General features: G+C 61.1%; 17 protein-coding genes. 8 read left to right on the top strand and 9 right to left on the bottom strand.

The genetic code is table 11. The features are described 5' to 3' along the window. The first annotated feature begins 26 nt into the window (after window positions 1-26). The 3 genes from ACO07N_RS24025 to ACO07N_RS24015 all read left to right on the top strand — a co-directional run bounded on the left by ACO07N_RS24025 (window position 27) and on the right by ACO07N_RS24015 (window position 4981). Window positions 27-2078: a methyl-accepting chemotaxis protein gene (locus tag ACO07N_RS24025; protein ID WP_421983444.1), complete on the top strand. Its 2052-nt coding sequence runs from the start codon at window positions 27-29 to the stop codon at window positions 2076-2078. 130 nt (window positions 2079-2208) lie between these two features. Then, window positions 2209-3669 (top strand): DegQ family serine endoprotease, encoded by a 1461-nt coding sequence (locus ACO07N_RS24020; protein ID WP_421983443.1) that lies wholly within the window; start codon window positions 2209-2211, stop codon window positions 3667-3669. A 7-nt stretch (window positions 3670-3676) separates the two neighbouring features. Continuing rightward, window positions 3677-4981, top strand: a complete 1305-nt coding sequence (locus ACO07N_RS24015) for a replication-associated recombination protein A (RefSeq protein ID WP_421983442.1) — start codon at window positions 3677-3679, stop codon at window positions 4979-4981. A gap of 43 nt (window positions 4982-5024) precedes the next feature. Here the strand turns inward: ACO07N_RS24015 and ACO07N_RS24010 are convergent, their stop codons facing one another. Beyond that, a complete protein-coding gene (locus ACO07N_RS24010; RefSeq protein ID WP_421983441.1) occupies window positions 5025-5396 on the bottom strand; it encodes a nuclear transport factor 2 family protein in 372 nt (123 codons plus the stop codon). Window positions 5397-5675: 279 nt separating this feature from the next. Between ACO07N_RS24010 and ACO07N_RS24005 the strand changes: the two genes are divergently transcribed. The 3 genes from ACO07N_RS24005 to ACO07N_RS23995 all read left to right on the top strand — a co-directional run bounded on the left by ACO07N_RS24005 (window position 5676) and on the right by ACO07N_RS23995 (window position 9755). Further along, entirely contained in the window at window positions 5676-8066 is a 2391-nt protein-coding gene (locus tag ACO07N_RS24005; protein WP_421983440.1) for a patatin-like protein, read from the top strand. A 167-nt stretch (window positions 8067-8233) separates the two neighbouring features. Then, entirely contained in the window at window positions 8234-8617 is a 384-nt protein-coding gene (gene crcB, locus ACO07N_RS24000) for a fluoride efflux transporter CrcB (RefSeq protein ID WP_421983439.1), read from the top strand. A gap of 118 nt (window positions 8618-8735) precedes the next feature. Continuing rightward, on the top strand, window positions 8736-9755 hold the full coding sequence (locus ACO07N_RS23995) for an RluA family pseudouridine synthase (protein ID WP_421983438.1): 1020 nt from the start codon (window positions 8736-8738) through the stop codon (window positions 9753-9755). Window positions 9756-9784: 29 nt separating this feature from the next. Here ACO07N_RS23995 and ACO07N_RS23990 read toward each other — a convergent pair whose 3' ends face one another. The 3 genes from ACO07N_RS23990 to ACO07N_RS23980 all read right to left on the bottom strand — a co-directional run bounded on the left by ACO07N_RS23990 (window position 9785) and on the right by ACO07N_RS23980 (window position 11699). Then, window positions 9785-10273: an AAA family ATPase gene (locus ACO07N_RS23990; RefSeq protein ID WP_421983437.1), complete on the bottom strand. Its 489-nt coding sequence runs from the start codon at window positions 10271-10273 to the stop codon at window positions 9785-9787. 49 nt (window positions 10274-10322) lie between these two features. Next, the gene (locus ACO07N_RS23985) at window positions 10323-10493 is read right to left on the bottom strand and encodes a hypothetical protein (protein WP_319382481.1); all 171 of its coding nucleotides are present in this window, start codon (window positions 10491-10493) and stop codon (window positions 10323-10325) included. 63 nt (window positions 10494-10556) lie between these two features. Then, window positions 10557-11699, bottom strand: coding sequence for a DUF2778 domain-containing protein (locus ACO07N_RS23980; RefSeq protein ID WP_421983436.1), 1143 nt, complete (start codon window positions 11697-11699; stop codon window positions 10557-10559). A 421-nt stretch (window positions 11700-12120) separates the two neighbouring features. Here ACO07N_RS23980 and ACO07N_RS23975 point away from each other — a divergent pair, with 421 nt between their 5' ends. Both ACO07N_RS23975 and ACO07N_RS23970 read left to right on the top strand, forming a co-directional pair. After that, window positions 12121-12801: an HAD-IA family hydrolase gene (locus tag ACO07N_RS23975; protein WP_421983435.1), complete on the top strand. Its 681-nt coding sequence runs from the start codon at window positions 12121-12123 to the stop codon at window positions 12799-12801. Next, window positions 12801-13574, top strand: a complete 774-nt coding sequence (locus ACO07N_RS23970) for an ATP12 family chaperone protein (RefSeq protein ID WP_421983434.1) — start codon at window positions 12801-12803, stop codon at window positions 13572-13574. The genes ACO07N_RS23975 and ACO07N_RS23970 overlap by 1 nt, the downstream gene beginning before the upstream one ends. 68 nt (window positions 13575-13642) lie before the next feature. Here the strand turns inward: ACO07N_RS23970 and mgtE are convergent, their stop codons facing one another. The 5 genes from mgtE to ACO07N_RS23945 form a co-directional block, all read right to left on the bottom strand. Further along, a complete protein-coding gene (gene mgtE / locus ACO07N_RS23965) occupies window positions 13643-15064 on the bottom strand; it encodes a magnesium transporter (protein WP_421983433.1) in 1422 nt (473 codons plus the stop codon). Between the two features lie 76 nt (window positions 15065-15140). Next, window positions 15141-15872: a peptidase gene (locus tag ACO07N_RS23960; RefSeq protein ID WP_421983432.1), complete on the bottom strand. Its 732-nt coding sequence runs from the start codon at window positions 15870-15872 to the stop codon at window positions 15141-15143. Between the two features lie 88 nt (window positions 15873-15960). Then, window positions 15961-16779 carry a transglutaminase family protein gene (locus ACO07N_RS23955; RefSeq protein ID WP_421983431.1) on the bottom strand — a complete coding sequence of 273 codons (819 nt, stop codon included), beginning with the start codon at window positions 16777-16779 and terminating at the stop codon, window positions 15961-15963. A 27-nt stretch (window positions 16780-16806) separates the two neighbouring features. Then, complete coding sequence (locus ACO07N_RS23950) at window positions 16807-17757, bottom strand: alpha-E domain-containing protein (RefSeq protein WP_421983430.1); 951 nt, start codon at window positions 17755-17757, stop codon at window positions 16807-16809. Between the two features lie 6 nt (window positions 17758-17763). Then, on the bottom strand, window positions 17764-19188 hold the full coding sequence (locus ACO07N_RS23945) for a circularly permuted type 2 ATP-grasp protein (RefSeq protein WP_421983429.1): 1425 nt from the start codon (window positions 19186-19188) through the stop codon (window positions 17764-17766). Window positions 19189-19475: the final 287 nt, after the last annotated feature.

Here is a 19475-nt window from a genome sequence, read left to right as displayed (position 1 = left end):
GTACGGCGGTTGGAGTGATCGGATACATGACAGGCCGCGACGGGCTGCAGAAAGCTGCCGAAGCGGAGTTGGGTATGGTCATCAGCGCCCGGTCTGCTCTGCTTGAAAGCAAGCTGAGTGCGGCCAAGGCGGAAGTGGTGAACCTGGCATCCGGTGTGGCGGATCCCATGAGCAATCTCGCCAACGCGACCTTGAACCTCGGCAAGGAAAAAGAGGAGATACTCGGGCTCTTCCATGCGCCAAAGACACCCGAAGAACGCGCCGAGATTTCAGGTGCCGACCAGAAGACTATGTATGCCTGGCGCCATTCCGAATCGCACCCGGCATTCTACAGCGTCTGGAAAAACGGCGGCTATGCCGACATCTACCTGATCGATCCCGCGGGTCTGGTTCTTTACTCCGTGACCAAGGGGGACGAATTCCTGTCTCAACTCGGGGCTGAGAGCGCTGCGGACGGTTCCGGCCTTCAGACGGCGTTCGAAACTGCCTTGACGCTCGGCGAAGGCGAGGTGGCCGTGAGTCCGTTCGCCGGATACGAGGCCGCGGACGGCGACGGTTCGATGTTTCTGGCAGCGCCCGTCTTCATGAATTCATTCGGAACGATCAGTCTGAACGGCGTCGCCGTCGTAAGGCTCGATTCCGCGTTCCTGAACAACATCGTCGCAAACCGGGATGACCTTGGAGAAACGGGCCAGGTGTATGTCACAAACCAGGACGGGTTGCTTCTGAGTGACCAGCCCCTGGCCGGTGCGCCGACCGCTCTCGTGGCGAAGACGACGGCCGCGCCGGTGATGGCAGCGGCGAATGGTGCTGCTGCCGCTTCCATTGTGTCCGGGGCGGATGGTGTCGATGATCTGGTGGTGGCGCGTCCGCTAGGTTTCGCCGGGCAGACCTGGGTCGTCGCCGCGGAAAAAAGCGTCAGCGAAACGCTCGCCGCCGTGACCAACATGCGGGATCAGATGATCTTCTGGTCGCTCGGTACGGTCGCGATCGCAGCCGTCATTGCGCTGATGTTTTCGCAATCGATCACGCGTCCGCTGTCGACCCTCGTCGGTGCCCTGAATGCGATTGCCGCCGGTGATCTGGGGGCAGAGATCAAGGCTGCTCGGCGCAGGGATGAAATCGGTGACATCGGCCGGGCCGTCCTTCAGATCCGGCAGAATGCCGCGGAAGAAAACGAGCAACGTGCCGCCGAAGAAGCAGATGCCGCGCGCATTCAGGCCGAGCAGCGCCAGGAGATGCTGGCGAGCCTTGCAGGCGACTTCGAGGCAACGGTCGGCAGCGTCGTCGACAAGGTTGCCCATTCGGCCGCTTCGCTGCGCGAGTCGGCAAGCAACATGCGCAACATGACCGACACGGCAGGTGAAACGTCCGGCAATGCCGCGACGATGTCGGAGGAAACGCTCGCCGAAGTCGAATCGATTGCGGCCGCCTCCGACCAGCTGTCGAGCTCGATCCAGGAGATTTCCACCCTGATCGAACGCTCATCGAATGTCGCGGCAGATGCGACCCGGCGTGCGGAGACGACCAACGAGACGGTGAAGTCTCTCGCCGAGGCCGCGAACCGGATCGGCGAGGTCGTCACCCTGATCAGTGACATTGCCGATCAGACGAACCTGCTCGCCCTCAACGCCACCATCGAGGCGGCGCGGGCCGGGGAAGCCGGCAAGGGCTTTGCGGTCGTTGCCTCCGAGGTCAAGGACCTGGCGTCCCAGACCGGCAAGGCGACGGGTGAGATCCAGCAGCAGATCGACGCGATCCGCGGAGCGACCGACGATGCCGTCGGTGCGATCGGCGACATCCAGAAGACGATCGACGAGATCACCAAGTCCGTGAGCGAAGTTGCCGCGGCGGTGACGGAACAGAGCTACGCGACCCAGGGCATTGCGGAGAACACGCAGCGCGCTGCGGGCGGAACCTCCAAGGTCACCGAGGACATCCGAAACGTTTCGGCGCTCTCCAACGACACCAACATGGCCGCCCAGAACTTTTCCGAGGAAGCGGCCCAGATGGCGGCTGAGGCGGAGCAGTTGGATACGGAAGTGCGCAGCTTCCTTCAGCAGGTGCGATCCGCCTGATCCTCAGCTCAACGCGTTTTGATGAGCCGCCATTGATTTGGCGGCTCATTGTTTTTGTAATTGCCTCTTTTGCACCCTATCTGCCATGTATCGCGAGTAGGGAAGAAGATTCGACAAGAGGGGCTCAACAATGCGTCTGACCAATTCAAACAGATTCCGACCGTTGTGCCGTATTCTGCTTGCAGCCCTGACCGGCATCCTGGCGACCGCGAGTTTTGCGCAGACGGTCGATCCGTCGCCTGCGGACCTGAGACTGGTTCCGCAAAGCGAGGCGCAGATCAAGCTGTCCTTCGCGCCCGTGGCGAAACAGGTCGCCCCGGCCGTCGTGAATGTCTATGCCAGCCGGAAGGTGGTTCAGCGCCAACGGGTCTCGCCGTTTTTCGAAGATCCGTTTTTCCGCCGGTTCTTCGGACAGCCGGGCGCCGGCAACAGCCGTCCGCGCGAGCGGGTGGAATCGTCGCTCGGGTCCGGTGTGATCATCTCCGCCGAGGGTACCGTGATCACCAACCACCACGTCATCAAGGGCGCGGACGCCGTGCGCGTCGCGCTCAGCGATCGCCGGGAATTCGACGCGGACATCGTGCTGATGGATGAGCGCACGGATCTTGCAGTGCTCAAGATCCGCGAGGAAGGGCCGTTCGAGCATGTGAGCTTTGCCGATTCCGACAGCCTTGAAGTCGGCGATATCGTTCTGGCGGTCGGCAACCCGTTCGGTGTCGGTCAGACGGTCACGCAGGGCATCGTGTCCGCGCTTGCCAGAACGCAGGTCGGTGTGACCGACTTCCAGTTTTTCATCCAGACGGACGCTGCCATCAACCCCGGCAATTCCGGCGGTGCGCTGGTTGACATGTCCGGCAATCTTGTCGGCATCAATACGGCGATTTTCTCCCGCTCAGGCGGATCGAACGGCATCGGGTTCGCCATTCCCGCGCACATGGCCCGCTTTGTCGCCCAGGCAGCGGACCAGGGCGGCAAGGTGCGGCGTCCTTGGCTTGGTGCAACGGTCCAGATGGTCAACGCGGAAATTGCCGAGGCTCTTTCGCTCGACCGTCCGCAAGGCGTTCTCGTCACGGCCGTGTTCGACGGGTCTCCGGCACATGAAGCCGGGCTTGAGGTCAGCGATCTGGTTGTCGAGATCGAAGGCAAGGAAGTCGTTGATCCCAATTCCTTCGGCTATCGGTTTGCCACGAAAATGATCGGTGAGACATCGCGGTTCCTGATTGTCAGGGACGGGCAGGAGGTGTCGCTCTCCGTTCCGCTGGTGCCCGCGCCCGAGACCGTGCCGCGCGACACGCGCGAGCTGCGCGAATATTCACCCTTCGAGGGGGTCACCGTCATGAATTTGTCTCCGGCCGTCGCCGAGGAACTCGGCCTGGACGGCGGGGTTTTCGAAGGGGTCGTGATCGCAGCGGTCGACCGCCGCGGAGCGGCCAATCAGGTGGGCATGCGCCCTGGCGATATCATTCGTGCGGTCAACGAGAGAAAGGTTGAATCCACCCGCATGCTGGAGGTGATCACCAAGACGCCGCCGCGTGTCTGGGTTCTCGAGATTGAGCGCAATGGCAAGGTTTCGAAGCTGGAAGTGAGATAGTACGCCCGTGAGCGATCTCTTCGAAGCCTCCGGTCTTGCGCAATCCGGTCCGCGTCCTCTGGCAGACCGCCTGCGTCCGGCGCGTCTTGCCGATGTCGTGGGGCAGGATCATCTTCTGGGGACCGAAGGCACGCTCTCGCGGATGCTCAAGACGCGGACGCTGGGTTCGCTGATCTTCTGGGGACCTCCGGGAACCGGCAAAACGACGATCGCACGGCTGCTCGCGAACGAGACCGATCTTGCCTTCGAGCAGATTTCGGCGATCTTCTCAGGCGTTGCGGATTTGAAGAAGGTGTTCGAGGCGGCCCGCGCCAGACGGATGGGCGGCCGTTCGACGCTGCTCTTCGTTGACGAGATACACCGCTTCAACCGGGCGCAGCAGGACAGCTTTCTTCCCGTGATGGAAGACGGCACCATCACGCTTGTCGGTGCGACAACGGAAAATCCGTCCTTCGAGCTCAATGCAGCGCTGCTCTCGCGTTCGCACGTGATGACATTCCACTCCCTGTCGCTGGAGGCGCTGGAGGCGCTGCTTGCGCGCGCGGAACAGACGGAAGACAAGAAGCTGCCACTTGATGAAGAGGCCCGGCAGGTGCTGATCCGGATGGCGGACGGCGACGGGCGCTCAGCCTTGACGCTCGCGGAGGATGTCTGGCGGGCAGCCGCGGAAGACGAGGTCTTTGATGCGGAGCGGCTGCAGGAGATCGTGCAGCGCCGCGCACCGATCTACGACAAGAGTGCCGACGGCCACTACAATCTGATCTCCGCCTTGCACAAGTCGGTCAGAGGCTCCGATCCGGACGCGGCACTCTACTGGTTCTGCCGCATGCTGGATGGCGGCGAAGACCCGATGTATCTGGCGCGCCGCCTGATCCGCATGGCGGTGGAAGATATCGGTCTCGCCGATCCGAATGCGCTTGTCCAGACTAACGCCGCGCGCGACGCGTACCAGATGCTGGGCTCGCCGGAAGGGGAACTGGCGCTCGCACAGGCCGTGATCTATGTGGCAACGGCGCCAAAATCCAACGGGGCCTATGTCGCCTACAAGGCGGCCATGCGCGATGCGAAATCGAGCGGCTCGCTGCTTCCCCCGAAACATATCCTGAACGCGCCCACCAAGCTGATGAAGGAAGAGGGCTACGGCGCGGGCTACCAGTATGATCATGACGCGCCTGACGGATTTTCCGGACAGGATTATTTTCCCGAACAGCTTGGCCGGCAGACCTATTACGATCCGCCGGAACGCGGTTTTGAAAGAGATCTGCGCAAGCGGCTCGAATACTGGAGCAAGTTGCGGCGGGAGCGGAGCTGAGCCGGCGAGCACGATCTTCAGCCTTCAAGGGATGAGGCGTGGATCAGGACCCTGTCCGTTCGGGAGGGGCTCCAAAGAAGCCGACGATTTCCCGAAGACGGCCGTCCTTGGCGATTGAGCCGAAATCGACACCGTCGATCTTCACGGTGCCTTCAGCCGTGATCAACTGCCATTTGAAGTAAATGCGGGAATTGTGCTCGCTTGCACCGCTGATGAGTTCAATGCGGGCGCCTGGCATATGTGTATGAAACTCACCAATGTACCCCGACAATTGCTCGCGTCCGTGAGCGGTTCCGGCCGGATCCATGTATTGACCGCCGTCGCTCCAGCAGCGCTCGAGCAATTCGATGCGCTTTCCCGGGTCGGCTTCGTTCCAGGCGGCGACGTATGATGTGAGCACTTGCTGAAGATCCAAGGCCGATGTCCTCCGGAGCGGAAAATGGGAGTGTAGCGCGCTTTCGGATCACGCGGGAGCGCTTGATGGGACCTATGCAACTCATATCCAGGGTGCGTCGGTCAGGTGCGCTCGGGACCTGAACGGTCAATGCCACTACACATTTTCCGCGCGCAAGCGTGATCAGGTATGATCGCTATGCGTTCGGGATTTGCTTTGTTTGGGCCGTTTCATCGCCATCTAAGGAATATGGCAATTTTTTCCTGATAGACCGTTTGTAACAATCCGGCTGGCAGTTCCATGAAGGAAATCGAACTCAGACTTGCACTCGTGCTTTACGGCGGCGTTTCGCTCGCCATCTACATGCACGGGGTGAGCCGGGAAATCCTGAACCTCGTCCGTGCCTCCAGCTACCGGCTGGACCGGAATGGCGGCGCGGCCGAGCTGATTGGCTCCCGCGAACTGCAGCCCGCCCAGAGTGCCTACCAGAACCTGCTCGACCTGCTTTCCGGCGTTGCCGATATCCGTGTCGTGGTCGATGCCATCGCCGGTGCCTCGGCCGGGGGTGTCAACGGCATCATGCTGGCGCGCGCCATCGCGCATGACCTTCCGTTGGAAAGCCATAGCGAGATGTGGCTGGAAAATGCCGACGTGACACGGCTGTCGCGGCCCCAGTCCGGCCTGTCACGCTATCTGAAACTCTCGATCTCACCGGTTCTCGACCAGCTCATATCCGCGCGGCTCGACAAGCAGATCAAGAATGACGAGACACGGGACAAGCTCCGTCAATTCATGCAGGCGAGATGGTTCTCGCCGCCTTTTTCAGGTGAGCGTTTCATCGGCTGGATGCTTGACGCCTGCCGCAAGATGGAAAATGGAAACACCGCAGAACACACTCTCATTCCACGCGGACAGACGCTGGATCTGTTTGTCACGATCACGGACTACAACGGGATCAAGCGGCGGATCCTGCTCGACGATCCGGCCTTTGTCGAAGAGTGGGATCACCGGCGTATCCTGAAGTTTCACGCGGTTCACCGCACCAAAGGACATGTCGACAGCCAGTTCGGTGCCGACAACATTCCCGAGCTGGTCTTCACGGCGCGGGCGACCTCCTCGTTTCCGGGCGCATTCCCGCCTGCAACGGTCGCGGAGATGGATCGCGCGCTCGCCAGGCACGATTTTGACTGGCCGGAACGGGACACGTTCCTGAGCCGGGAACTCTGCCTGACGCCCGACCGGACGGCGCAGCATTGTTTTGTCGACGGGAGCGTGGTCATGAACAAGCCGTTTGCGCCCGTCATCGAGGTGATTGAAGAGCGGCCCGCGGCACGCGAAGTGGCAAGGCGGCTGATCTACGTGGATCCGGCACCGGTCGACATGAGCGAAGGCGGCGAAAGGCCTATGGAGCTTCCGGGTTTCTTCAGGGTTATCCTGGCCTCGCTCGCGCACATACCCAGAAACGAGCCGATTGGCGACGACCTGAAGGAACTGGAGCAGAACAACCGGCGCAGCCGCTGGCTGGCCCAATTGATCGATGCGACCGGGCCGGTCGTCGAACAGGCGGTGTCGAGGCTCTTGCCGACATGGCGTGCGATCACCGCCGACATCCTGTCCAAGTGCCGGCGCGATGCGACCAACACGGCTTTCGAACAGGCCGGTTTTGCCTTTCTGAACTACCAGTCCCTCAAACTTCACGCGCTTGCCGAACGGCTGGCCGGTCTTTCGAACAGGCTGTCCGGCGCCGTTGATCTCCAGGCGCGGGAGGAGGCCGCTCTTTCCGTTTTCTCAAATCATTTCAACCGGCTTGCGACTGAAAGCAAGGATGGCCTCGGACGAACCGATCCGCATATTGTCTCGCTGCTGCGCGGCCTCGATGTCGATTACCGCATTCGCCGCCTGCGCTTTGCCATCCGGAAACTCAACGGGTTTTACCAGCCCGGAACCGCATCGTCGCTGCCTGCGCCGGATGCAGGTGCGCTGGACCATCTGAAGGGGCTTCTCTACGAGCAGATCGATCACCTTGGCTGGCGTTGGACGGAGACGTTTTTCGGCGGGAAGAGCAAAGAGGTCTCCGAGGCGTTTCTTGCCGCAAGCGCGGCCGGTCAGTGTGATCTGGAGACCCATGTCGAGCCACTTCTCGCCAACCTGACGAAGATGATGGGGCTCGTCGATCTCGACCGGCTTCATGACGAGCTGTTCGCGGAAACCGCGCGCGATCTTCTCGACAAGGACCGGCACATGTCCCTGCTGAGGTCTTATGTCGGTTTCGGGTTTTACGACCTGATCACGTTCCCGGTGCTGCAACGGAACGACTTTTCGGAAGTGACCGAAATCCTAGTAGATCGCATCAGCCCGAGGGACGCCGCGAGCCTCTACACGGAAGGTTTTGAGCTCAAGGGCAAGGCGCTCAATTCCTTCGGTGCGTTCTTCAACAGAAGCTGGCGCGAACACGATTATCTCTGGGGCCGCCTCAATGCTGCCGACAGGCTGGTCAGCATCGTCCTGTCCGCGGCAGGGGCGACGACGCTGCCCCAGCCTCAGATCAACCAGGCAAGGGCCCAGATCTTTCTGGCGATCCTGGAAGAAGAACGGGACAAGCTTCAGGCGATCCCCGACGAGATCGAACGCGTCGATGATCTGATCCGGTCGATCTATCCCGATTTTGCGCATGTGGCGGAGGAGGTTTGAGCCTTTGTGCGGCAATCCTGATTTTGCGTTGGCAAGCCGGTAAAACCCCCTGCTGTGATGGTTTGCATCACCTTGTCTCCTTTTGACGCTCGGTCGGATCGCTTTACGAAAACGAAGCTGCGTGCTACGCGCCTTAGCCAGGGAAATCGGACGAAGTCGGGAAGACCTTGAAACATCTTCTTCTTGTGATGCTGGGCGGAGCGTTCGGGGCAGGGGCAAGGCACCTCGTGGCCCTTGCCAGCCTGCGTCTGTTCGGGACCGGATTTCCCGTAGGAACGCTCACGGTCAACGTTGTCGGATCCCTCGTGATGGGGCTTCTGATCGGCTGGCTCGTGAAGTCCGATTTTCAGCATGTCCAGACGGTCCGGTATTTCGTCGCGACCGGTGTTCTGGGAGGTTTTACGACCTTCTCCGCCTTCTCGCTCGATACCTCGGTTCTGTGGGAGCGCGGCGACACGTTTCTGGCGATGGTCTATGTGGTGGCCTCGGTGCTGCTGTCCATCGCGGCGGTGTTCGGCGGCCTTGCCATTGCGCGTCAGGTGGTTTCCTAAGTTTCCCTTCCAATTCTCCCGGATTGCGCCTATACGCAGCGGAACGAATTCCGCCCGGGGCGTGAAACGCTCTGGTTGACAGTGGTCCCGCCGGACCGCCAACGGTTCCGAGAACAAGATGTCCGCGATTGAACAGAAAACAGTGACCGCCGACGAAGCGGGCATGCGCCTCGACCGTTGGTTCAAGACCCACTATCCGGGCCTCGGCTTCGGCCGTCTGCAGAAGTTGCTGCGCACCGGCCAGGTCCGCATCGACGGCAAACGGGCGGATGCCAGCACACGCATTGCCAAGGGACAGATGGTGCGGATCCCGCCGCTCGGCGTCGAACTCCCGGCGGACGACCGCAAGAATGCCAAGCCCAAGTCCACGAAGCTGATTGCCGATGATCGGAAAGCCATCGAGGAGATGCTGCTTTTCGAGGACAATCAGGTGATGGTGCTCAACAAGCCGGCCGGTCTGGCCGTGCAGGGCGGCTCCGGGCTCAAGCGGCATCTGGACGGCATGCTGGAGGCGTTCACCGACCGCAAGGGCAACAAACCGCGCCTTGTGCACCGTCTTGACCGGGAAACCTCCGGAATCATCCTTGTCGCGCGCACGCGGCAGGCGGCGCAGGAGCTGACCAAGGCCTTCCGGCATCGCAACACGCGCAAGATCTACTGGACCATGCTTGCAGGCGTTCCCAAGCCGAAGCAAGGCCGCATTTCAACCTTTCTGGCGCGCAGCGAGGGCGAGGAGCGGATGCGGGTGACCCGTCAGGGCGACGACGATGCCCAACACGCCGTTTCGCTCTATTCCGTGTTCGAGCAATCCGCACAGAAACTCTCCTGGGTCACCATGAAGCCGGTCACGGGGCGAACCCACCAGCTCAGGGCGCATGCGGCTCATATCGGCCACCCGATCATCGGCGACGACAAGTATTTCAACATCGAGAACTGGGAACTGCCCGGCGGTATCCAGAACCGGCTGCACCTGCTGGCGCGGCGCATCGTGATTCCGCACCCGTCGGGCCACGGCATGATCGACGTCTCCGCACCGCTGCCGCCGCACATGCAGCAGACCTGGAACCTGCTCGGTTTCGACGCCGGCGACTACGATCCGGAAGCGGACGATCCGGATGAGACGCTGATCAAGCGGTGAATGCCGGAACGGTCAGGTGATCAGCTCTGTCATGACGCGTGCACGCGGATCGTGAAACCCTCCGCTTCAGTGGGAGGCTGGAAGTGCCTGCTGACGCGGTCGAACTGGTCGTCGGACACCTGGAATTCATGTTCGCCGGACGCGTTGCGTTCTCGCAGACGCGCCTTGCAGACATCGTCGCTGACGTCGATGAGGTGAAGCAGATGTCCGCTTCCTGCCGTTTCGAACACCCGCCGCATCCACTGCCGGTACTCGATCGTGTTCGCCGGAAAGTCGAGAACGACGGAAAGCCCGGCCCGCAGGAGATCGACGATATGCGGCTCCAGCGTCGCGCGCAGCTTCTCGGAAAATTTCACGTAGTCTGCGAGGCTCTGCATCTGGTCGCCGTACAGTTCGGACAGCCAGAAGTCTTCCCGGATCAGGATCGTGTCCGGCGCTGCAGCTAGGCGGCGCGCCAGCGTCGATTTGCCGGCGGCTATCTTGCCGCAGATCAGGTGAAGGGTAGCTTGTTCGCCCATGTGTCGCTGCCTTGGAGGAGTTCAACCTGTTTTCAGGGACGGCAGTGTTCTAGAGCCCCTGGAACAGCGCACTGACGATGACGGACACGACGGTCACCGCGACAACCCCGGCGACGAATTTCCAGGCATCGGAGCGTTTCTTGAGACCCGGCCAGCCGAGCGGTTTGATCACCTGGATGGCGGCGATCAGGATCAGGAAAACGGCCAGTATCTTGGTCAAGGACATGCTCCGGACGGGACTTCGGTGTCTTTAGCCAATCTGCCGCACGAGAGCAAGACGTCTCTAGGCGTCAGTGCCCCGGTTGAGCTTGGCCATGTATTTCGGCAGTTTCTCCATTGAGGGAACCACGATGATTTTCTTCACCTTGCCGGCTTTGAAGGCTTTCAGGAACTTGTTGTAGTCCTTGAAGGCGACGCAGCCATGAGAGCCATTGGAGCGGCGGAGCAGGGGGCTATGCGCCAGCATGCCGTCGCGGCCCTTCATCGCGGCCAGATCCCTTGGCAGCATGCGGATAGCCTCGACACCGTGGAAACGGCGTTCACGCATTCTCAGGTCGTAGATGTTGGGCGGGGTCGGTCCAAGGTTCCTGACATGCGCGTATTTCGGATTGTCCTTCCGGTGACCGATGCCCGAGTGAGCCTCAAGCTTGGTTCCGTCCGGCATGTGCACGACGGCGGCACTGATGTCGTAGACCGCAATGCCGCTTCCGCGGCCCGGGAGACCGCCCTTCAGACCGTTGAAGATCTTGCCCAGTCCGCCGAAGCCACTCTTGCTCTCTTCTTCCGGAACACCGGGTGTGGCATAGGCGAGAATCGGGGCCGGGGTTTGAGAGACCTCGGCATCCGGTTGGGTCCGTACCGCCACCGAACGCACCGGCGGCTGCGGTTTGACGCCAGGTACACGCACCGCGGCGACCGCTGCAACAGGTACCGGTTGTGCGAGTGCCAACCGTGCCGCTGCTTCGACGCGCTCCGCGCGTGCAATCGCCAGATGCTGGGCAAACCTGAGATGGGCGAGCTTGGCCGCAAGCTTGAACTTCGCGACTTTCTTCACGCGCTCGGTCTGCAGCGCCGCTGCCGTGTTCGAAAACATCAGACCACGTGCGGGTGCGGGCGGCTCTGCGATATTGCCGGTGTTCAGACCGTTGCCTGTTTCCGGACCCTTGCGCGACGTTGGATCGCCCGTCGCAGCCGACTGCAGTGCGGCCGAACCAAGTGTCGCCGGACCGCCAAGCGCCAGGACCTTCGGATCGGAACCGATGTTGCCGGTGCGATCGGAGGAGGAGAAAAGTGTAGGACCGTTGATGGTCACTGTGACGGCGGTCGCCGCCAGAACGACGGCGACGCCGAGTGCGCGCAGCGGAAACTTCCGCCTGGTCTTTTCTTTCCGGAGCCCCGGGGATTTCTGCTGTTCGATCTCTTGCATTCCGGCAATACCATCCCACGCGCCGCAGCAATGACACTGCGATCCAAAACTATCCGGATTTGGTGACAATCTGTCCCAAACGGCTACGTCCAACCACCTGCACGAGTATCCGCAGGTATGGTAACCGGACGGTTTACGAACATGGTTAACAGAACCTTGCGGGTCGTGCGGGCTCCGAAAACCACCAGAAAACGGCAAATTTCAGGCACATCGGCTCCAAACCTTCGACCTGGTAAGGGCCTGCCGGAGCGCAGGCGCGGGCGCGGGGCCCTGCTGGCGCTCTTGCCGTTCCGCCAATTGACCATCTTTGCATGGAAACGGGGGAAGGGGGCAGCATGCTCCGAGACAGCGAAATGACCCTTGACCCGGACCGGAAAACCCGGCACATGCGGGCCTTGGCTGAACAGGCGCAGGTTTCCTCATGTATCTGATCATCTTCGATGTCGACGGGACGCTGGTCGACAGTCAGAACACCATTTTCCATGGACTTCAGGTCGGGTTCGACGCCGTCGGATTGCCCATGCCGGACCGGAAGACGGCGCTGTCCATCGTGGGCAGGTCTCTGGAAGAGGCGTTTTCTGATCTTGTCGGCGAGGCGCATCGTGAGAAGGTGCCCGCGATGGCGGAGGCCTACCGACAGGCCAAATGGGCGCGGCGCGCGGAGGGGCTGGAGATCGATCCGCTCTATCCAGGTGCGCGCGAGGCCGTGGAGCGGTTGCATGCGCGGGACGCGTTTCTGCTCGGCATTGCGACCGGCAAAGCTCTGCGCGGCGTCAAACACATGCAGGACACGCACGGCCTACACGGAAAGTTCGCGACGATCCAGACCGCCGACACGTCCCCGTCCAAGCCGCATCCCGACATGATCGAACGGGCCCTGTCGGAAACGGGCGTGTTGCCTGAGAGGTCAGTCATGATCGGAGACACTGCGTTTGACATGGCCATGGCCAAATCGGCCGGCATAGGGACGATCGGCGTGACATGGGGATATCATGACCACTCCAGGCTCGCAGCGGAAGGCGCCGACCGGATCATTCACGGTTTCGACGATCTGGATGATGCGCTGGCCGAGGTTCTGAATTTTGACAAGGAAACAGTCTGATGCGCGATTTTCTTGAAACCTTGCATGAAGAGGCGGCCAAAGACCCCGAGCAGCGGGCGCGCGAACTTTCGAAACGCGAATTGCCGAAGCGCTTCTACAAGGAGGCCACCTACGCCGAAACGGATGGCGGCTATGTCATCCATCTCGACGGAAGACCGGTGAAAACACCCGGCAAGGCGGGGCTCTGCCTGCCGAACGAAAGGCTGGCGGCCGCCGTATCCGCTGAATGGGCCGCTCAGGAAAAGGAAATCAACCCGGCAACGATGCCGCTGACCAGGATTACCAATTCGGCGCTGGATGCGGTCAGCGTGCGCGCGGAGGAAGTGCTGGACGACATCGTCAGCTTCGCCGGCAACGACGCCCTGTGCTATCGCGCCGATGATCCGCAGAGCCTTGTCGATACGCAGCGCGCGCTTTGGGATCCGGTCGTTGATTGGGCCGGCGGTCTCCTGGGCGGCCGGTTTGTCCTGATTGAAGGCGTGATACACGCCGCCCAGCCGGATGACCTTCTTGCATCCTACAAAGACCGCCTCGCGGGTGAAACGGCGCTGCGTCTCGCCGCGCTTCACACGATCACCAGCCTGACGGGTTCCGCACTTCTTGCTCTTGGACTGCGCGAGGGCAAGGTCGACGCTGACGCGGCCTGGACCGCGGCGCATGTGGAAGAGGACCACAATATCGAGCGCTGGGGCGAGGATGCGGAAGCCGCGCAGACCCGCGCCTACAAGCGGACCGAATTCGATGCGGCGGTACTGATCCTGCAGACCGCCTGACGGTTCCGGGACGACGATTGTCTGCCGTTGCAGCGGCGGTGCACGGAAGCCGGTCGGCGGCCTGAGCCTCACGCCATATAGAACGAGGTCGCCATCAGGAAGAAGATCAGGACGCCGAGCACGTCGTTTGACGAGGTGATGAAGACCCCGATGGCCATGGCCGGATCGATGCCGACCTTGTCCAGGATAATGGGCACCGTCGCCCCGACCATTGCCGCCAGCGTGGTGACGCAAAGGAGCGACAGCGATGTCGCCAGCGCCAACCGCTCCGGTGCTTCGAGCGGCACGATGAAAGAGGCCACAAGGACCAGGATCCCCAGCAGGGTCCCGGCAACGGCACCGTTGATCAGGGCCGCGAAGAACTCCTTCAACAGCCGGAAGACGATGTCGCCGGACCAGAGCGCGCCGGTGGCGATCCCCTGAACGGCAACCGCTGAGGCCTGGAGACCGGCGTTCCCGGCCATCGACATGGTCACGGGAATGAAGGCGGCGAGGATCGCCGCCTCAGCCAGCTGGTCTTCGTAGGAGCCGACGACGGTCGCAGCCACGCTGGCTCCGACGAGCCCGGCGAGCAACCAGGGAAGACGTCCGCGAACGATCCGGAAAACCGTGTCGTCCGAGCGGGCTTCGCCGGAGACACCGCTCATCAGCAGCATATCCTCGTTGGCTTCGTCTGCGGCAATCCGGGTAAGCTGCTTGGGCGTGATCCGCCCGATCAGGTGACCTTCGCCGCTGACAACGGGCACCGTACGCATGTCCCGCTTGCGGGCCAGGCGCAGCACCTCTTCCTGGTCGGTGTCGGTGGAGACGGCGATGACATCCCGGTTCATGATGTCTCTGAGCCGGACATCATCCTGCGCAAGCAGTAGTTTTCCGACTTCAACGGTGCCGGTCAGTTTTCCGCCCGCATCGGTGACGTAGACGGTGAAAATCCTGCGGATACGATCTGCTTCATCACGCATCTGCTCGACGGCTTCGCCGGCCGTGCAGTCTTCGCGCAGCGCCACGAACTTGCGCGCCATGACCCGGCCGGCGGTATCGTCGGCATAGGTGCCCCGCGTCGCGATGTCCTCAACATCGGGGAGACGGGCGATCAATTCATCGGCGACATCGTCGGGAAACTCGTTGAGAATCTCGATCGCGTCTTCCGGGTCCAGGCCAGCAAGAATATCGCGGAACTGATCGAGGGTCGATTCCTCCATAAGAATCGACCGGAATTCGGGCCTGAGTTCCGCAACGACCTTGATAGAGGGGTTGGCGGGCAGCCACTGGAAGAGCTTGCGCGCCTGTTTCAGCCGCAATCGGGTGAGCAACTGCATGACGTCGATCGGATCCCAGCGCTTCAGGAGTTCGACAATCTGGTTGCGCTTGCCCGCCTTGATCATGTCCCGGACGGCCTTCAGGGCAAGGTCATTCGCCTCAAGCGGTTCCTGCGAGGTTTCCCGTGTCCAGGTGAGGGGGTCGAGTTCGCTCGCGGTGCCGCTGCTCATGAAGACTTACTCCGGGTCGATCGGTCCGCTTCTAAAGCCGGTTTGTGACGCCTTTCTGACAGCTCCGCAGTGCGCTTCAAACGTCGAATTCGTCAATCTCGCCAAAGGCTGCGCGCAGTTTCTCGGACCAGCCCTGCGAGAGTTTCTGGAAATACGGATCGTCCTGTTCGATCCGCACCTGCCTGTCGGTCGAAAAGGTGTCCTTGTTGTAGAGCAGCATGTCGATCGGCATGCCGACGGACAAGTTCGACCTGATGGTGGAATCGAAGGAAAGAAGGACCAGCTTGGCTGCCTCGCCGAGCCGCATGTCGGCCCGTGTCACACGATCGAGGATCGGTTTGCCGTATTTGTGCTCGCCGATCTGGAGGAAAGGCGTGTCTTCACCGACTTCGATGAAATTGCCGGCCGCGTAGATCTGAAACATGCGCGGCTCTTCGCCTTCGATCTGACCGCCGAGAATGAACGTTACGAAGAAGTTTTCCGCGCTCGTCGCAAGCGCCTCGCCGTCGATCGACTTGACCTCGCGCACGGCGCTGCCGACAAGCCGCGCGACCTGAAACATGGTCTTGGCGGTCATCAGCGTTGCCCGGTCATTTTCCGCCGAGGTGATGTGTTCGCTCAGCAGCGAAACAACCGCCTGGGTCACCGCGAGATTGCCTGCGGACAGGAGCGTGATGACACGCTCGCCTGGCTCTTCCCAGACATGAAGCTTCTTGTAGGTCGCAATGTTATCGACACCGGCATTGGTGCGTGTGTCTGCGGCAAACACAAGCCCACGGTCCAGTTTCAAGCCGACACAATATGTCATTCAAAGAGCCCCTCAGACGTTCCCCATCGCTCTGTTAGCATACTGAACGAAGATTGGGCGTTCGAAAAATGACAATTGCTGCTGTTGTTTACTGCTGTTGTTGAAAAACCGCCTGTGACACGTCGACCTGAACCTGCAGGTTCTCCTCAAGGCCGCCGAAGCGGATACCCCTGATCGGCGCGGCGGACCGCGAATCGAGCCCGACCGTCAGCCGGATGTACCGGTCGGTGGGGCATTGCGCGTTGGAGACATCGAAGCCGGTCCACCCCAGACCGTCGATCATAACTTCGGCCCAGGCATGGTGCGCCTCGGAAGCCTGCTCGTCCTCCAGCAACAGGTATCCGGAGACATAGCGCGCCGGGACGCCGACGGAGCGGGCGGCTGCGATGAAGATATGTGCATGATCCTGGCAAACGCCTTCACCGGCTGCCAGCGCCGCTGCTGCCGGTGCGTGGGTTTCGGTGACGCCGACCTTGTAATCGACCTTGTCCCTGATGGCGTGCATGAGTGCATGGAAACCGGCAATCCGGTCGGGGTCTTCCGCATGTGCGGCCAGCCTTCTGATCGCCTGGTTCGGCTGGGTCAACGGCGTCATGCGCGTATAGATCCGCGGCGGGACGGTGGCGTCGGGTTCATGTCCCAGAATCCCGTTGGTGTCCCTGGTCTCGACGATGCCGGTCGCGGTGATTTCTACGTCTTCAACGGGTTCGCTCCGCGACACCATGTGAACACGGTTTCCGAACGCGTCCTTGTAGGTTGTCGCGCGGGAAATGCCGGGTGCGTCGATCGACCATTCAATCACCTTTTGCGCAGGCCCGTTTTCCGGCGTCAGACGGATCTGCTGCATCGCGTTGGCGAGCGGCGCGTCATAGCGGTAGCGAGTGGTATGTCGGACGGTCAGTTGCATGCGGCACCTGGTTGAAGTGTGGTACGGTCAGGAGAAGTTGTAGTCCTTGGACAGCTCGAAAGCGAACTGGTTGTTCCGGCCGATGAAGTCATCGAGGAACTCGTGAAGGCCGTCCTGGTAGATTTCCCGCATCTGCTTTTCCGAAAGGCTCAGCGCGATTTCCTTCGCCAATTCAAGGCTCGGCTCCTGGGAACTGTAGAATTGCGACAGGTCTTCCGCAGTGTCGGCGATCCAGTTGTAGCAATGGGCGAGCGACCGCGGCATTTCCTTCCTGAGGATCAGGAACTCGGCGATGTTGAAGGCCTTCAGGCGCGCGTTGGGATAGGCGAAGCGGTAGCTTCTGCGGCCTGACAGCGCTCTCAGGATTGCCGACCATTGGTATTTTTCCATGGAGCCGTCGTCGAGGATGTCGCTGTCCGGCAGGAGCGACCAGTATTGCGAGTTCAAAATGCGCGCCGTGTTGTCAGCGCGCTCGACGAAATTGCCCATCTGGGAGAAGAAATAGCCGTCGTTGCGCAGCACCGTGTTCAGGAGCGCGCCGCGGAACAGATGTGCCCGCTGGTTCACCCAGGCAAGAAAGTCGGGAAGCCTTTCCTGGGTGATGGTCTGCGGATTGATCTCGGTGAACTCGATCCAGGTGGTGTTGATCGCTTCCCAGAGTTCGGCGGTAATCCCGGTGCGGACCGCGCGTGCGTTGTTGCGCGCCAGTTCCAGGCTGTTGCGCACGCTGACCGCATTTTCCTTCGAGAACAGAAGGAAATAAGCGATGTTCCGAATTCCCAGTTCGTCGTATTTTTCCGTGAATTCGGGCTCGCAGCCCGAACAGGTCAAGGCAAAGGTCCAGTGCGTGCCGTGCTCCTGTCCGCGATGGGATATGATGGCTCCGCGATAGGCGACTTCCAGGAGACGGGCGACATTCTGAGCCCGCTCATGGTAGCGGGACATCCAAAAGAGTGAAGAGGCGGTTCTTCCGAGCATCAGCTGTCAGTCCTCAAGTACCCAGGTATCCTTGGTGCCGCCGCCCTGACTGGAATTGACGACAAGCGAGCCTTTTTTGAGCGCCACGCGGGTCAGGCCGCCCGGCGTGATCCGTACCTGATCGCCGATCAGAACGAAGGGCCGCAGATCCACATGCCTGGGCGCGACGCCGGAGGCGACATGGGTCGGACAGGCCGACAGGGCGAGGGTCGGCTGGGCGATGTAGTTGGATGGCGTTGCCTCCAGAACCTTCCGGAACTCGGCAATCTCCCGCTTGGACGCCGTCGGCCCGATCAGCATGCCGTAGCCGCCAGACCCGTGAACTTCCTTCACGACGATGTCCTCGAGATTGTCGAGAACGTAGGCCAGGTCGTCCGGGCGCGAGCAGTTCCAGGTGGGGACGTTGTTGAGGATCGGCTTTTGTCCGGTGTAGAACTCGATGATGTCAGGGACATAGGCGTAGATGGCCTTGTCGTCGGCGATACCGGTGCCCGGGGCGTTGCAGATCGTGACATTGCCGGCGCGATAGGCATCAAACAGTCCCGGCACGCCGAGCATGCTGTCCGCATTGAAGGTGAGGGGATCCAGGAACGCATCGTCGATACGCCTGTAGATCACGTCGACCTGCTCGGGTTCGCGTGTGGTCCGCATGAAGACTTTGCCGGCATCGACAAAAAGATCCCTGCCTTCCACCAGTTCCACGCCCATGGAGTCGGCCAGGAACGCATGTTCGAAATAGGCCGAGTTGTAGATGCCCGGTGTCAGCACGACGATGGTCTGCGCCGACTTGGACGGATCGGGTGCCACGCTTTCCAGCGTCCGGCGCAGGAGTTCGGGATATTGTTCGACCGGGGCGACGGCGTGGGTCTGAAACAGCTCTGGAAAGAGCCGCATCATGGTTTCGCGGTTCTCCATCATGTAGGAGACACCGCTGGGGGTGCGGGTGTTGTCTTCCAGGACGTAGAACTCGTTCTCCGATACCCTGACAAGATCCGTGCCGATGATGTGTGCATAGACCTTGCGGGCCGGTGTGAAGCCGGCCATCTCGGGCAGGAAGGCCTCGTTCTGCAGGATGAGGTCCGCGGGAATGATCCCGGCCCGCAGGATTTCCTGACGGTGATAGATGTCATGCATGAACGCGTTCAGCGCGCGCACGCGCTGATCGATCCCGGCGGACAGCCTGCGCCACTCGGATGCGGAAATGATACGGGGGATGGGATCGAACGGAATCAGCCGTTCCGTTGCTTCTTCTGCGCCGTAAACAGCGAAGGTGATCCCGAGCCTGCGGAATATCGTCTCCGCATCCCGGCTCTTTTTTGTAAGGAAATTAGCGGGTTTGTCTTCGAGCCATGTCGCGAGCCTTGCATATGGTGATCGCGGTCCACCAGCATCGTCGAGCATTTCGTTGAAGAAAGTCCGATCGTCCGCCATTGCCTCCCCTTTGCCTGTTCTGCTTGTTTTGCAATCATGACAAAATTCTGAAGTGTGTCAAAGAACAATATCTCGGCTTTGCTGCCTACGAAATGTGCAACTTTCTCCCTGATCGGAAAGGACTTCGAGACAGGGTCAGGGCGCCCGTGAACGACGAAACGCCATTTGCTTCAATGCTCTCCGAATATTCGCTGCGCCACCTTGCGCGGTGTTTTTCTTGCGCAAAACACGGCGCAGAGCCTGAAGTCTGAGCAGCGCCGAAAAGCGCCATCGGCGGTTTCCTTAAG

Origin of the sequence: Roseibium sp. (genome assembly GCF_965229775.1) — a bacterium.
Classification (GTDB): Bacteria; Pseudomonadota; Alphaproteobacteria; order Rhizobiales; family Stappiaceae; genus Roseibium.
The sequence above is the reverse complement of the archived record's forward strand: the minus strand, read 5'-3'. Positions and strand labels throughout refer to the sequence as shown.